General features: G+C 47.2%; 8 protein-coding genes. 6 read left to right on the top strand and 2 right to left on the bottom strand.

Features of this window, described 5'->3' with window-relative positions; genetic code table 11:
* Nucleotides 1-73 precede the first annotated feature (73 nt).
* Nucleotides 74-3148: a carboxypeptidase-like regulatory domain-containing protein gene (locus tag Q369_RS0119355; protein WP_031529434.1), complete on the top strand. Its 3075-nt coding sequence runs from the start codon at nucleotides 74-76 to the stop codon at nucleotides 3146-3148.
* On the opposite strand, the gene upp is transcribed toward Q369_RS0119355, so the two are convergent.
* The gene (gene upp / locus Q369_RS0119350; protein ID WP_031529433.1) at nucleotides 3149-3793 is read right to left on the bottom strand and encodes a uracil phosphoribosyltransferase; all 645 of its coding nucleotides are present in this window, start codon (nucleotides 3791-3793) and stop codon (nucleotides 3149-3151) included. It abuts the gene before it with no gap.
* A gap of 125 nt (nucleotides 3794-3918) precedes the next feature.
* On the opposite strand from upp, the gene Q369_RS0119345 reads away from it, so the two are divergent.
* The 5 genes from Q369_RS0119345 to Q369_RS0119325 all read left to right on the top strand — a co-directional run bounded on the left by Q369_RS0119345 (nucleotide 3919) and on the right by Q369_RS0119325 (nucleotide 11334).
* On the top strand, nucleotides 3919-5673 hold the full coding sequence (locus Q369_RS0119345; protein WP_031529432.1) for a capsule assembly Wzi family protein: 1755 nt from the start codon (nucleotides 3919-3921) through the stop codon (nucleotides 5671-5673).
* 12 nt (nucleotides 5674-5685) lie between these two features.
* Nucleotides 5686-6549 (top strand): carboxylating nicotinate-nucleotide diphosphorylase, encoded by an 864-nt coding sequence (gene nadC / locus Q369_RS0119340; RefSeq protein WP_031529431.1) that lies wholly within the window; start codon nucleotides 5686-5688, stop codon nucleotides 6547-6549.
* 24 nt (nucleotides 6550-6573) lie between these two features.
* Nucleotides 6574-8691, top strand: coding sequence for a ComEA family DNA-binding protein (locus tag Q369_RS0119335; RefSeq protein WP_031529430.1), 2118 nt, complete (start codon nucleotides 6574-6576; stop codon nucleotides 8689-8691).
* 26 nt (nucleotides 8692-8717) lie between these two features.
* On the top strand, nucleotides 8718-10874 hold the full coding sequence (recQ, locus tag Q369_RS0119330) for a DNA helicase RecQ (RefSeq protein WP_031529429.1): 2157 nt from the start codon (nucleotides 8718-8720) through the stop codon (nucleotides 10872-10874).
* A gap of 145 nt (nucleotides 10875-11019) precedes the next feature.
* Nucleotides 11020-11334, top strand: a complete 315-nt coding sequence (locus Q369_RS0119325; protein ID WP_031529428.1) for a hypothetical protein — start codon at nucleotides 11020-11022, stop codon at nucleotides 11332-11334.
* Between the two features lie 5 nt (nucleotides 11335-11339).
* Here Q369_RS0119325 and Q369_RS0119320 read toward each other — a convergent pair whose 3' ends face one another.
* Complete coding sequence (locus Q369_RS0119320; RefSeq protein WP_031529427.1) at nucleotides 11340-15116, bottom strand: SNF2-related protein; 3777 nt, start codon at nucleotides 15114-15116, stop codon at nucleotides 11340-11342.
* Nucleotides 15117-15131 lie beyond the last annotated feature (15 nt).

Here is a 15131-nt window from a genome sequence, read left to right as displayed (position 1 = left end):
GATAATTCTGTAAAAATTTAAAGAAAATTTTGTACGTTACTTTTGAATAATCTACATCAAAAACTTAAAATCAATGCAAGCAATCTATACTAAAATCCGTCTTCTGATCTTGCTGCTTTTGCTCTCTACTGCCGCATTTTGTCAGATCAGTCTCCAAGGTAAAGTAACAGAATCGGCCACGGGCGAGCCGCTGGCAGGTATCAGTATCCAGATAAAAGGAAAAGTCGCAGGTACCATCACCGACAACAAAGGGGCTTTCAGCCTTAATACCACATCTGTCCCGCCCTTTACGCTTGTTATTTCTTCCGTCGGCTTTCAAACGCAGGAAGTAGCGGTTACCTCCGGCCAATCAAACCTCAGCATCAAGCTGGTTGAACAAATTACCCTGGGCGAAGAAGTTGTAGTTTCAGCTTCCAGGGTGGAAGAATCAGTGATGAAATCCCCGGTTGCCATTGAAAAAATGACCCTGCGCGATATGCGCGACACTCCCTCCGCTAGCTTTTACGACGCGCTGAACAACCTGAAAGGCATTGATATGACCACCCAGGGTTTCCTGTTCAAGTCGGTGAACATGCGTGGGTTTGGTAGCACAGGTAACCCGCGGACCGTGCAGATGATCGACGGAATGGATAATCAGGCGCCCGGCTTGAATTTCCCCCTCGACAACATCATTGGTATTCCGGAACTGGACGTGGAAAGCGTGGAGGTACTTCCCGGCGCAGCCTCGGCGCTTTATGGACCTAATGCAGTGAATGGATTGATCCTGATGAACAGCAAAAGTCCTTTCCTGTACCAGGGACTGAGCGCAAGCTTGAAAGGCGGAATGATGCACGAATCACGCCGGAGCAAACCTACGACACCATTCGTAGATGCGACAATCCGGTATGCAAAGGCATTTAATAACAAAATTGCATTCAAGGCCAATATCTCAATGATACGGGCAACAGACTGGGAAGCAACCAATTATACCAATTTAAACCTCGGCGGGAATGCTGATCCGGGCCGCGGGCTTGGTACCGCGCTGGATTACGACGGCGCGAATGTTTACGGAGATGAGATCCAGACCAACATCAATGCAGTAGCACAATCCCTGGCTAATGCAGGACAGATCCCGCAGGCAGCAGTGGGATTGGTGCCAAATACTTTTGTGAGCCGCACCGGCTACCTTGAAAAAGATCTCGTAGATTATAACACGAAGAGCTTTAAAGCGAATGCAGCTTTGCATTACAGGATCAATGAAAAATTGGAAGCCGTAGCGCAGGTTAACTATGGATATGGAACAACCGTTTACACCGGGACAGGCAGGTATGCATTGCGCAATTTCAACCTGACCCAGGCGAAACTGGAATTACGTGGGGACAACTTTACAGTACGCGCTTACACAACGCAGGAACGATCGGGCAAATCATACCTGTCGGGACTGACAGCAGTTTCAATGCTCACTGACTTCAAACCAAACAATGTCTGGTTTGGTCAGTATACCGGAGCATACGCCTCGGCGAGGGCAGCGGGCAGCGACGAGGCACAAGCGCATTTGCTTGCCAGGCAAACTGCGGATGCAAATAGACCAATGCCCGGAACTCCCGCTTTCGACCAGCTTTTAGATAAGTACCGGGATATGCCGATTGTAGATGGCGGAGGCGGGTTTGCGGATAAAACGAACCTTTATCACACCGAGGGATTTTATAATTTCAAAAACCAGATCAAAGTAGCAGAGGTACTTGCCGGGGCTAATTTCCGTCAGTATCAACTGCGTTCGGCAGGTACTTTGTTCGCCGATACCAAAGAGGGCCGCTCGGGAACAATCCCGATCAATGAATGGGGCACGTTTCTGCAGGCAGGAAAATCGCTGTTGTCTGACCATTTGAAACTCACAGGATCAATCAGGTATGACAAGAATGAGAACTTCAAAGGACAGTTTACGCCGAGAATTTCTGCCGTAACTACTTTCGGCGAACACAATATCCGGCTTTCGTATCAAACCGGTTTCCGCATTCCCACAACCCAAAACCAGTATATAGACCTAAGAACACCTGCGGGAACACTGATCGGCGGCCTGCCTGAATTCGATGCGCGGTACAACCTGTCAAACGGGATATTGCGGAACAATCTTTCCCCGGATGCCATTGCGCAAGTGATTAACAGCGATCCAAGCATCGTAGCGAGCGCCACCAATTATGCCACAGTAGTGGTAACGCAACAAGCTACTGCAGCTATTACGCAGGCTGTTACCGCTCAGGTTACCTCGGCAGTGAACCAGGCGGTTGCGGCAGGTGCTATCCCCAATGATCCGGCTGCGATCCAAAGCGCGATTGCCACCGGAGTGAGCCAGAACCTGCCAGGCGCACTATCATCACAGCTTCCCGGTATTCTGGCAGCGCAGGTCCCGGGCCTGGTGCCAACTCTGGCCCAAGCTTATGCTTTGGAAAAGCTACCTAAGTACAGGGCACGCCGACTACAACCAGAACGCATTGCATCTTATGAAATCGGTTATAAAGGGGTTATTGCGAAAAAGCTTTTTATCGACGCCTACTATTATGTAAGCCAATACAAGAATCTGATTGGCGGATCAGTTATTGTGGTTCCCACAGCGGCGGCGGCTCCCGGGCTGCCGATTGAATCTGGTATCGGCGTGGGCAATTTCAATGGCTTTTCAAGGGCTGTAAATACGACGAAGGTCATCACAACCACCGGTTTTGCAATCGGGTTGAACTATGTCTTACCCCGCGGGTTCAATGCTGGCGGAAATGTCGCAAATAATGAACTCCGCAATTTCACCCCGTCTCCGGAAGTGCAGTATTCTGCATTCAATACACCGAAGTACCGGTACAATGTAAATTTTGGCAAAAGAATAACCAGCAGCAATTCACTGGGTTTCAATGTAGTCTACCGCTATCAGCAGGCGTTTTTGTGGCAGTCAAGTTTTGTAGTACCTACAAGCACGGGGATCCCTGTTTTCTCAAACACGGAAGTGCCGGCTATTCACAATCTTGATGCACAGGTAAGCTTGAAGGTTTCGCCGATCAAATCCATTATAAAAATTGGCGGAACCAACCTTTTGGGTAAGTCTTATATTCAATCCTACGCCAGCCCTAACGTGGGCTCGACATATTATGTAAGTATCACATTTGATGAATTGCTGAACTAACTATTTTTCTCCGTATGCAAGGTCGCCCGCATCGCCCAGGCCCGGAACAATGTAATATTGCTCATTCAGTTTCTGGTCGATTGCCCCAAGCCACAGCCTGCATTGCGGAATGCGTTGCTGCAAAAACTCAACGCCTTCGGGACTGGCTATCACGGAGGCAATGTGGGTTTGCGCCGGGATACCAAAGCGCAGCAAGGCATGATACACTTTTTCCATTGACCGGCCGGTAGCCAGCATTGGATCAATCAGTACAAGGATTTTGCCGGTAAGATCGGGGCTTGTAATGTAGTCCATTTCAACCTCAAACTCATCCTCATCGTTGATATGATGCCCGCGGTAAGCGCCGATAAATGCATTGTCTGCATGGTCGAAAATATTCAGAAAACCCTGGTGCAGCGGCAGTCCGGCGCGTAGAATGGTCGCGAGTACGATGGGTTGGAGCAATGAACGTGAGGGAGCTTCGCCGAGTGGCGTCTCCACTTTTGACATTTTGAAGGTCAATGTTTTCGAAAGTTCATAAGCCAGCAGCTCCCCCAGCCTCTCCATATTCCGACGAAATTTCATCCGGTCTCTTTGAAAATTTACATCACGCAATTCGGCCAGATAGTGATCGGCAATGGAGGGTTTTTGGGTTAGTAAAAACATATAATCGACAGTTTTTAAGCTACTCCATGCAAGATAATACAAATTCATTGACGTAATTTGGATGTATAATTCTAAAAATTCTTCGCAAAAGTTTGATTTGTGTGAACAGTAGATTTTGCTTGCCTATGGTTCAAGGAATAAGCCGGTATTTTAAAACATTGTTGATCATACTGGTATCCCTGTCATACGGACACGCACAAAGTTCATTTATACCATTCAACGACGACTACTACCATCTGATAGACCGTCTGGAAATCAAGCGGGGCAAACTTTCGGAAGGCTTTCATTATAATACCAAACCTTTTGAGAGAAAGGCAGTAGTTGCACTCACCGATTCTATTCTTAAAGAGGGAACCGTGAACTTCACCGAGCGCGACTGGGAGACGATCGATTACCTGCGGGAAGACAGCTGGGAATGGACCAACGGAATGGTCGCTACAGATTCACTTAAATACGACCAGCTTTCCCGGCTGCATTGGTTCAAAGTACCACCTAAGGGACAGAAAAGAAAGTTCTTTCATCACCCGGCTGACCTTTACAGCATTCATAATAAGGACTTTGACCTGCACTTCAATTTCACCACGACTAACTTCATAGGTCGGGATCGTGGTATCACTACTGATTCTACGATGTGGTTTACAGCACGGGGCGTCGAGATACGCGGTATGATCAATGAAAAGTTGGGCTTTTATACTTACGTTGCTGATAATCAAGGACGGTTCCCAACCTACGTCAACAATATCAACAACCTGTCAGAGCACGGAAGCTTTCCCGGAGAAGGGTTGGCCAAGTCGACCAGGAATGGAAAAGATTTTCTGAGTGCGCGGGGCTACATTACATTTCGGCCGTTAAAAAGCATTAACCTCCGCTTTGGCCACGACCATAATACGTTCGGCAGCGGTTACCGTTCGCTGATTCTTTCTGACAACAGCAGCCCATACCTCTTCTTGCGGCTGGATACCCAGCTCGGCCGGTTCCATTATACCAACCTTTGGACCAGCATGATCGACCAATCTTTCACGGGCTTTCTGCGGAAGAAAAAATTTGCTGCTATTCACCATTTGGGCGTGAACCTGACAGACAAGATTCACATCGGTGTGTTTGAAGCGGAGATTTTCAACCGCGACTCAGTCGGCGGCGGCTACGATCTCAATTACCTGAACCCGATCATTTTTTACAGATATGTGGAATCGTATATAGGTAGCGAGGACAATGCATTGCTGGGTTTTGATTTTCGCTGGCTGGTGGCTAACAAAGCTTCTGTTTACGGTCAGTTTGTGCTCGATGAATTTTTGACAAAATACCTTTTCAACGGCAGCAAATCGTGGACTAATAAATACAGTCTGCAACTGGGCGCTAAGTATGTGGATGCATTCGGCGTACCTAACCTGGACTTGCAGGCAGAATATAATTTGGTACGCCCCTATACTTACTCTCATAAAGATGGGGGACGGAATTATATGCATTATGGACAGTCGCTCGCACATCCGCTAGGCGCCAATTTCCGTGAATATCTCGCCATTCTGCGCTACAAGCTTACTTCCCGCCTCTCAGCCTATGGTACTGTGATGCTTGCCACCCAAGGAAAAGATCCAAGCAGTAATACGATGATGAATTATGGAGGGGATATTTCCAAAAGTTACGAGGGCAGAAGCTTCAATCGCGACGGAGAACTGAACCAGAAAATCGGTCAGGGCATTAAAGCTTCCACTGCATTTACTGACTTACGGCTCTCCTATTCGCTCGCGCACAATTTTTTTGTAGACGGGCGCTACCTCCTCCGCAACATCAAGTCAGCTGATGCTGATGTTGCAAGCAAGTCCAACATTTGGACTATCGCGCTGCGCTACAATATGGCTTACCGCCAGCAAACCTATTGAAATACAACCATTATGGAAACTGACCCACATGAAATTCGTAGCCTGATCCGGCTCGCATTACTGGAAGATATTGGCGACGGCGATCATTCTTCTCTGTCCAGCGTACCTGAAAATGCGGTGAAACGTGCCAAGTTACTTGTCAAGCAGGACGGTATCCTGGCAGGTGTAGAAGTTGCCCGGATTATCTTCGACGAGACCGCTACCTTTTATAATGATCCTCCATTGAAAATTGATGTGTTACTTTTTGACGGAGCCGACGTCAAAATAGGTGACATTGTTTTCATAGTGGAAGGTAGTGCGCGATTGATCCTGAAAGCTGAGCGGCTGGTACTGAATATCATGCAGCGAATGAGCGGGATTGCGACCTATTCCAGACAAATGTCTTCGATTGTTGCAGACCTGCCAGTGAAATTGCTGGATACCCGTAAAACCACACCCAATTTCCGCTTGTTCGAGAAACTGGCAGTAAAGATTGGCGGCGCAGTTAATCACAGAATGGGGCTTTACGACATGATTATGCTGAAAGATAATCATGTGGATTATGCGGGCGGAATTGAATCAGCTATTACAGGAGCACGCAAGTACCTGACGGAGACGGGAAGAGACCTTAAAATTGAAATTGAAACCAGGAGCCTGGCTGAGGTAGATGAAGTTTTGCGGGTAGGACAGGTCGACATTATTATGCTCGACAACTTTTCGCTCGATGACTTGCGCACTGCGGTGAAAAAGATCGACGGCCGGTTTGAAACAGAAGCTTCGGGAAATATTACAGAAAAAACCCTCCGGGCAGTCGCCGAAACCGGAGTAGACGGAATATCAAGCGGCGCATTAACGCACCAGGCGCGGAGCCTGGATTTAAGTTTAAAAGCCTTTTAACCTCTATCAACATACCAGACGCGTATGCAGCATACAGGACTTATCGCATACGCTTATTACAAAAAAGGCCGCATTGGCCTCGTACTCCTGTATTTTGTCGCAGCCCTCTTTTTTCCGAATACAACCTGCGGGCAAGAGCCTCCCAGAAGGGACATTGATATCAATCAATTCGTAGCAGAGCTGTTCCCGGTCCCATCCGAGGATACTGATTATTCGGAACTCTTCGAATCGCTTTTGCATCTTTACACCAATCCGCCCGACATTAATTCGGTTACTGCCGACGACCTTTCAGGCACATTGGTACTTACCGACCAGCAAGTAAGAGCACTGCTCAGCTACCGTGAGCAAGTCGGTCCATTCCTGTCTCTCTACGAACTACAAGCGGTTCCGGGTTACGATCTTTTCACAATCAACAGATTACTTCCATTCATTACCTTGAATCCTAAACCCGTTTCGATCCGTGATGCATTAAAAAGTCCCGGGCAGCATTTTCTGATGTTTCGCACCGGAAGAATACTTGAAATGCAGAAAGGATTCTCGGCGCAGGATTCATCTTCGAAATCGGCGGCGAGATATGCAGGAAATCCTTACAATGCCTACCTGCGCTACCGCAATGCGCGGACCGGCTCTTACAGCTTTGGGTTTACAATGGACAAGGATGCAGGTGAGGAACTCTGGACCTGGAAAAGCAGTCGCCATATTTTCGGCGCGGACTTTACATCCTTCCATGCACAAGTTATGAACCGGGGAAGATGGAAGAATCTGGTGCTCGGCGACTATCAGATGCAGGCTGGCCAAGGGATGGTACTTGGGGCTGGTTTTTCTTTGGGAAAAGGATCAGAAGTGATCAAAACCGGGTACCGCAGTACCCTGGGCTTCAAACCGTACACTTCGTCCGGCGAGGCTCTTTTTTTCCGAGGCGCAGCAGGTACCTATGCTGTCAGCAAGCACACCGACATTTCGCTTTTTTACTCAAAAACAAAAAGGGACGCGACTATACAGGAAAGTACAGGTGAGAAGCCGGTAGTAACTTCACTTCCGATTAACGGATACCATCGTACCAGCAGCGAGATAGAAAAGCATAATATCCTCCCGGAGCAGAATATCGGTGCGCATTTGCTCCACCATTTCACACAAAATGGCCAGATCGGCATAACTGCGCTGCATACTTTCTATCGTACCACAATCCGAAAACGTAATCTGCCGTATAACCAATTTGAGTTTGCAGGAAAGCAAAACCTGATTTCCGGCGTTCATGGTGATTACCGCTGGCGCAATTTCCACTTCTTTGGTGAAGGCGCTTTCTCGTTGTCCAGAGGCACCGGATTACTTACCGGAAGTATCGTGAGTTTGGGTAAAAAGTGGGATGCTACTTTCCTGGGGCGGCATTATGGACGTAGTTTTCATACATTTTACGGAAATCCGATCAGTGAAAACACCCGGCCAATCAATGAGAACGGCGTTTACGGCGGTTTACGCTTCATGCCCTCCCGACGCTGGCAATTCAGCGGCTATATCGACCGGTTTTGGTTTCCCTGGCTAAAATTCCAGGTTGATGCACCTTCTCACGGATTTGACTATTATTTGCATTGTCTTTACAAACCTGGTAAGCGGCTGAATGTGTACGCATTACTGCACGAAAAGCACAAGCAGCGCAATGCGCCTGAAAATAAAGCGTCGGCAGCAAGCCTGATTATGTCGGTTCGCCGGACTGCCATGATTAATTTTGAGTACGAAGTACCGATGCTTTTTTCTCTGCGAACGAGATGCCAGCTAGGTGATTCCGGACCCAAAAACAAACAGAAGTCGAAAGGGATCCTTGTCATTCAGGACCTTACCTGGCGTTTTTCACGGGTGGAGCTCAGCGGCCGCATTGCCTGGTTCAATACCGACGATTATGAGAGCCGGCAATATGCCTACGAAAAAGATATGCTCTACGCATTCTCTATTCCGGCCTATTCCGACCTGGGGACGCGACATTATCTTATGCTCCGTTATGGCATTTCGAAGAAAATGAAGGTCTGGGCCCGCTGGTCACAAACTAATTACAGAGATCTTGAAACCATCAGCTCGGGCCTGAACGAAATTCAGGGGCACAAGCGAAGTGAGTTGAAAATGCAGCTCATGTATGAGCTAAATTGATTTAAAAACAATATTCTGACCCTAAAATGGCCATCGACAAACAGGAAGCACTTAAGAAATATTTTGGCTACGACTCTTTTCGTACACACCAGGCAGAGATAATCGACTCGGTGATGGAGGGGAAAGACTGCTTCGTGTTAATGCCAACTGGCGGCGGAAAATCGATCTGCTTTCAAATCCCCGCTATTTTGCGGGAAGGATTAACCGTGGTGATCTCTCCTTTAATCGCATTGATGAAAGACCAGGTGGAAGCGCTTCACGGAAATGGAGTTTCTGCCGCATTCCTTAACTCCACACTATCATCTTCTGAGCAGGATAGTGTAATGTGGCGCGCCAAATTAGGCGAGCTGAAACTACTCTACATTGCGCCGGAGCGACTTTTCTCAGGTAATACTTTCGATTTGCTGAGAGAATGGAATGTGGGATTGTTTGCAATTGACGAGTCGCATTGTATCTCTTCCTGGGGCCACGATTTCCGGCCGGAGTACCGGTCGCTGAACTCACTGAAACTGCGCTTTCCAAATGTCCCGGTAATCGCACTGACCGCAACTGCCGACAGAGTTACCAGGCGGGATATCCTGAAACAATTGCGAATTGAGAATGCCGAAACCTTTATCACCAGCTTCGACCGTCCCAATCTCAGCCTTACGGTGTTGCCTGGCAGAAAACGCATCCAGCAAATACAGGAATTTATAACAAAACGGCCTGCTCAGCCGGGGATTATCTATTGTTTAAGTAGAAAAGGGACCGAAACAGTAGCAGCAAGTCTTAAAAATGCGGGTGTCAAAGCAGAATTTTACCACGCCGGACTACCAGGCGACAAACGCTCGAAGGTGCAGGAAGCTTTCCTGCGCGATGATTTGCAGGTGATTGTAGCGACGATTGCATTCGGAATGGGGATTGACAAATCGAATGTTCGTTGGGTTATCCATTATAATCTTCCGTCCAATGTGGAGAGCTTTTATCAGGAAATCGGCCGAGCCGGACGCGACGGTCTGCCTTCGGATACTGTACTCTTTTACAGCTACATGGACATTATTACCCGGCAGGATATGATCAATAATTCGGAACAATCCGATGAACAGAAGGAACTGCTGCACGCGAAGCTGAACAGGATGAAGCAGTATGCCGAGGCTGACATTTGCCGGCGGCGCGTATTGCTCAATTACTTCAATGATTCTTTTGACCGGGATTGTGGCAATTGTGATGTTTGCAAAAATCCGCGTACTCGTTTCGACGCTACTATTATCGCCCAAAAGGCACTATCAGGCATTGCACGCACAGACCAGAAAGTGGCAATGGGTTTACTGGTGGACATTCTGAGAGGCAGCAAAAACCGGAATGTAATTCAGCACGGGTATGAGCGCCTCCCTACTTTCGGCGTCGGAAGTGAGCTGAAAAGCGATGAATGGGCTGAGTACATCAGCCAGCTGCTCAACTCAGGTGCAATGGATATTGCTTACGACGAAGCTCATGCATTCAAGCTAAACACATTAAGCCGGCAGATCCTGAAAGGAGAACGCAAGGTGGAGCTCGTCAAATTCATTCCGCTGTCGGAGCGGAAGGCGAAAGAAGAAGAACTGCTGCCGAAGGAGAAGCCGAAGCGCGAGGTAATTAAGGATGCATTGTTTGACAGGCTGCGGATACTTCGCAAACAATTGGCAGATGCATTGGGCGTGCCGCCTTATGTGGTTTTCAGTGACGCTACATTGTCGGAAATGGCGCAGAAGAAACCTGTTTCCGAAATGCAGATGAAATCTATTTCAGGTGTCGGGGCCGAGAAGTTCAGACGATACGGCGAGACTTTCATCAATGAAATCCTGGATTTCGCGCGTGACAATTTCAAGCCGGGTACCCGTTCCATTGCCGGCATGACATTCATTGAAACCTGGGACCTGTTTAAGTCAGGACTTTCTGTCAGGGAAATCGCAGAAAAAAGAAATCTCAGCGCCACGACCATTATTTCTCATTTAATTAAGCTGAAAGAAGAAGGCCAGCAGATCGATCTGGAAGCATTAATCGATAAATCTGCCTATCAAATTATCGTAAAAGCAGCAGAGGAGATTCAAGTGGGGAAAAACGATCCACTCAAACCACTTTTCGAACTGCTAGAAGAAAGATTTGATTACGGACAAATTCGCCTGGCACTCGCAATCCGGGAAGAGAAAAATAGTACTTTATAAATATTCGTTTAGAGGAAAAATTGTTGCCCGAAATACCTATACGTTTTTGATTTAAATTTTCTGGCAGTTACAACCTTCTGGCCTGAAAATTGCTCTTAATGCTGTACATGGCTTTCTTTATTAGATTCCAGACATTGCATTTAATATGAAAAATCAGCGTATCCTCTTAATAGCCTCTATTTTACTTGTTCTTTGTGTTTTCGAAAAACAAGCTCGTTATAAAGCACTAAGAAGTGCTAGTGTGGAAAAAATGTACAATGCACCTGCAAGAAATGGGGTCAACACCCCAATATTTGATCAGGAGCGTGTAGAAGTTTCAAGTGGTGACAAAAGATTGTACGATCCTGCAGATATTTTTGAATTTGCTTCCGCCGATAGCACACTTGAAGCAAGTTCTGTCAAGTTCAGTGGCAGGAATGTGCTTAATATAACAGCAGATAACAAGCTGCTGAAATATTAAAATTCTTAGCTGAACAATCCCATAATATCTTCCTGGCTGAGCTTTTTAATAAAGCCCGATTCGCCTCCTACCAAGTCCTCAGCAAGATCTTGTTTTCTTTGCTGTAACAGGAGGATTTTTTCTTCTATCGTATCCTTACAAATCATTTTATAGGCAAACACTTTCCGGGTTTGTCCGATCCGGTGCGTTCGGTCGATTGCCTGCCGCTCTACTGCCGGATTCCACCATGGATCAATCAGGTACACGTAGTCAGCCTCGGTCAGGTTAAGTCCTACCCCACCGGCTTTCAAGCTCATCAGGAACACGCGGCAAGTCTGATCATTCTGGAAACGGTTCACCCGCCCTGCTCTGTCGACGGTCTGCCCGTCGAGGTACTCATAAGGGATATTCACTTTTTCCAAATGCTGGCGGATCAGGTCGAGCATACCCAAAAACTGACTAAAAATCAGAATTTTGTGATTAGATGCATTCTCTTCAATCTCGCGGGTAATTTCTTCCAGCTTAGCCGATTCATTTCCAAAATCCTCTTCTCCCGACAATATCGAAGGCGAATCGCAGATCTGGCGCAGCTTCAATAATGCTTCCAAAATCAGGAAACTGCTCTTATTTAATCCCTCAGTAGCAAGCTTCTCCGCAATTTCTTCACGATATCTTTCCCGGAAAGTCTCGTAAACTTTACGCTGCTTTTGCCCCATTTCGCAGAAAAGAATAGTTTCAGTCTTGTCCGGAAGGTCCGTCGCAACCTCTTCTTTGGTTCTTTTCAGCATAAATGGATAAACCAGCTTGCGAAGCTCAGCCGCTTTTTCCTTATCCTGATACTTGTCGATCGGCGTCGCGTACTCGGTCCTGAAGAAGTCCGCGTGACCCAGCATACCGGGATTCAGGAATTCAAATTGAGAGTATAGGTCAAATGTATTGTTCTCGACAGGCGTACCTGTCATGGTAAGCCGGTTTTTCGCCCGCAGTAACCGCGAAGCCTTTGAAGTAAGCGAATCCGGGTTTTTGATCGCCTGCGCTTCATCCAGGATAATGTAGTTAAAATCAAAGCGCCGCAACAGTTCGACATCGCTGCGCATAGTTCCATAGGTTGTCAAAATGACATCGTATTCTGTAAAGAAGTCGATCTCCTTTTTCCGCGCCATACCACGGTGCACATACAACTTCAGGTCCGGTGTAAATTTTTCCGCTTCTGCCTGCCAGTTGAAAATCAATGTAGTAGGAACTACGACAAGATTCGTATTGCTTGGATTAAGGTTCTTCTGCTGCTGCAGAAACGTAAGCATTTGCAAGGTTTTTCCCAGACCCATATCGTCGGCTAAACAGCCTCCCCATCCAAATTCATCCAGAAAATGAATCCATTTGTATCCTTCCTCCTGATACTGCCGCAACGTTGCTTTTACATTTCCTGGCAGCGGTACATTCGGGATTTCTTTGAAGTTGAGCAGCTTCTCTTTTTTCTCCTGCAATTCACGAAAAACATCTTCATTATCCACTTCCGAAATCAGCTCATCTATCAGCGAGAAATGGATTTTGGATAAATGGATCTGATCCGCATCTACCCTGCCAAACTGCATGATCGGTTCGAGTTTGCTAATCCACTCTTCCGGCAGCATTCCCAGGGAGCCGTCGCTCAGCTGTACATAGTTCTGCTTTTTGAGAAAAGCCTTTTTAACCTCTGATAGCGGAACAACCTGATCTCCGAAGGTAATCTCAATCTTCATATCAAACCAGTCAATGCCGGATGAAGCTTGTACCTTCACCGAGCCGCGATTGGGATTGAACCGCATTTTTTTCAGGTTATTAAAACCTAAAACATCATAATGCTTCTTCTTGGCGGCTTCCACAAACGTAAACAGCCAGCCGTCTTTCATTACCTGATCAAAAGGAACATGAAAGAAAGGCTGTCCAGCCTGATTACCGAAGCTTGGGTGCAGACTTTTCAGCCACTGCCAAACTGCATTCTCAGCATTCATATCCCTTTCCAGCATGGAAATCTGTCCATCCTTGAAGCTGGTTTTGGCTCGCCGTTGGTCGTGCAAAAACTCGGTTGTTCCCTGCTCGTCAGCATATACATAGGAAGGAACAATCAGCAGGTTGGCTTCGTCTTCACGCAGGTAAAGAAGCGGCTTTTCAAATTTCAGCGGTGTGGATTGTACCTCGTGCCGGGTTTGGAAGATGACGTCAAACTGCTCCGTAAGCGGAATAATCCAGTCATTCAAAAAGCTGTCACCAAATTCCTTTTTCACCCGGATCTTAAAGCCATTCTGGCTCAGGTAGGCGACCATTTCGGCTTCGCTTACGCCCGCCCAGCGAAAGAGGGTTTTCTCATTATGAATTCCCAGCCAGAAACTATCCAGCGACATTACTTTTTGCAGCTCGATCGGAGCGCCGGGTTTTAATTCCAGGTATGGATTGAGGGTAATAAACTCCTTGTCTTCTGTGACTACAAAAAACAGCTTTACCGGTTCACGGTGCAGTTCCAGCTGTGTGAGCTGGTTGTTGCTTGTTACATAATCACTGTCGGCAAGGTATAGCCGCTCGGGATCCAGGTCGGTAAAAACCTTGCTGATCTGCTTCCCGACATAACTACGGGCTTCGAGCCGCTGTTGACTGCTTACGTCGTCAAAATGCAGATATGCATTATAAGCCCAGCCTTGTTTCCGGATGAATTTTTGCAATCCTTCTTCCCAATGCTTCGCCAGCCGCACGAGGCGCGCGTCAGCTTCTGTGAGCACAGGGATCTCGTCTGCCGAGTAATAGTGGCTGGATCCGCCGGCTATATTGCGGATATTGGTGATTTTCTCGGATTTGGTACTATGTTTGACAGAAAAAACACCGAATCCAATGTCGAGCAGGTGGTTTTTACCTTTTGGCCAAAACACGAAAATAGAAACCCTGTCTTCGTCGTCCTGCCCGTTATCTGCATTGGTAACTGCGAATGTAACGCTCTGCTGCGGCAGTATCCGTTCTTTGAGCTCATCCCAGTTCTGGTAGTTACCGACTTTTTGAAGCGCAGGATCGAGTTTTATTAATTGTAAGCCGCCTGCTTCGTCGAGGCGAAAGTCAAATTTGTCTTTGAAATTATCCTGCAGGGAATAACCGTATTCGGCTAGCAAGCTGTTTTTCTCGGCAGTAAGGTCGCGCATTACTTCGAATGCCTTTTCACCGAGCTCTTCGCGCAGTTTCAGCAAAGCAGCCAGCTTGTGCGCACAAAGTGGCGCCCAGAGCTTTTGTCCGCAGGTACAAGAAGTATGTATTTGCCGGGTATTTGCAACCCGCTCTAATTTAACAGTATAAGATTGCCCCTGATCTACAACCAGGCACTCCGCCTCTCCTTCCTTTGCAGAAGTGATCTCCACGTCCTGAACTGCCTCTTTGTTTCTCCACGCTTCGTCCAAAACAAGGCTGCGCAGCTGGAAATCCCGAATTTCACCGAGTTCTACAACAGTATCCTCCATTTCGTGGACAACCTGCTTGATCGTAGGCATTTTGTCCAGAATGTATAAAATTGCTGCTACCCTGTGCTTGCACAAACCCGCTTTGTCGGGGCAGGAGCATTCGGTAATGATCTGAGGAGTAAGAAAATCCCGGATGTTGATCTGATAAAAATGAATGGAGTAGTCACTCTTAACCTTAAACTCCGCATTCCCGGGCCCGTTGTAATCCAGCTTTAATACTTTTAAGCCGCCACTGCTATAAATGGAACGCCCTCTTGATAATACGTCCTTCTCTGTTCGTCTCAACAAGAAGTTAGATAATTTCTCCTTCTTTTCGTTTTCCATTTACCCGCTACCTTT

This window comes from Dyadobacter crusticola DSM 16708, from assembly GCF_000701505.1.
GTDB lineage: Bacteria > Bacteroidota > Bacteroidia > Cytophagales > Spirosomataceae > Dyadobacter > Dyadobacter crusticola.
Note: the sequence above shows the minus strand (reverse complement) of the source record. Positions and strands in the feature narration are given on the sequence as shown.

What these genes read in the sequence shown, in the direction of transcription:
- Q369_RS0119355 (WP_031529434.1), top strand. Translation starts at nt 74, where the DNA reads ATGCAAGCAATCTATACTAAAATCCGTCTTCTGATCTTGCTGCTTTTG.
- upp (WP_031529433.1), bottom strand. Translation starts at nt 3,793, where the DNA reads ATGTTTTTACTAACCCAAAAACCCTCCATTGCCGATCACTATCTGGCC.
- Q369_RS0119345 (WP_031529432.1), top strand. Translation starts at nt 3,919, where the DNA reads ATGGTTCAAGGAATAAGCCGGTATTTTAAAACATTGTTGATCATACTG.
- nadC (WP_031529431.1), top strand. Translation starts at nt 5,686, where the DNA reads ATGGAAACTGACCCACATGAAATTCGTAGCCTGATCCGGCTCGCATTA.
- Q369_RS0119335 (WP_031529430.1), top strand. Translation starts at nt 6,574, where the DNA reads ATGCAGCATACAGGACTTATCGCATACGCTTATTACAAAAAAGGCCGC.
- recQ (WP_031529429.1), top strand. Translation starts at nt 8,718, where the DNA reads ATGGCCATCGACAAACAGGAAGCACTTAAGAAATATTTTGGCTACGAC.
- Q369_RS0119325 (WP_031529428.1), top strand. Translation starts at nt 11,020, where the DNA reads ATGAAAAATCAGCGTATCCTCTTAATAGCCTCTATTTTACTTGTTCTT.
- Q369_RS0119320 (WP_031529427.1), bottom strand. Translation starts at nt 15,116, where the DNA reads ATGGAAAACGAAAAGAAGGAGAAATTATCTAACTTCTTGTTGAGACGA.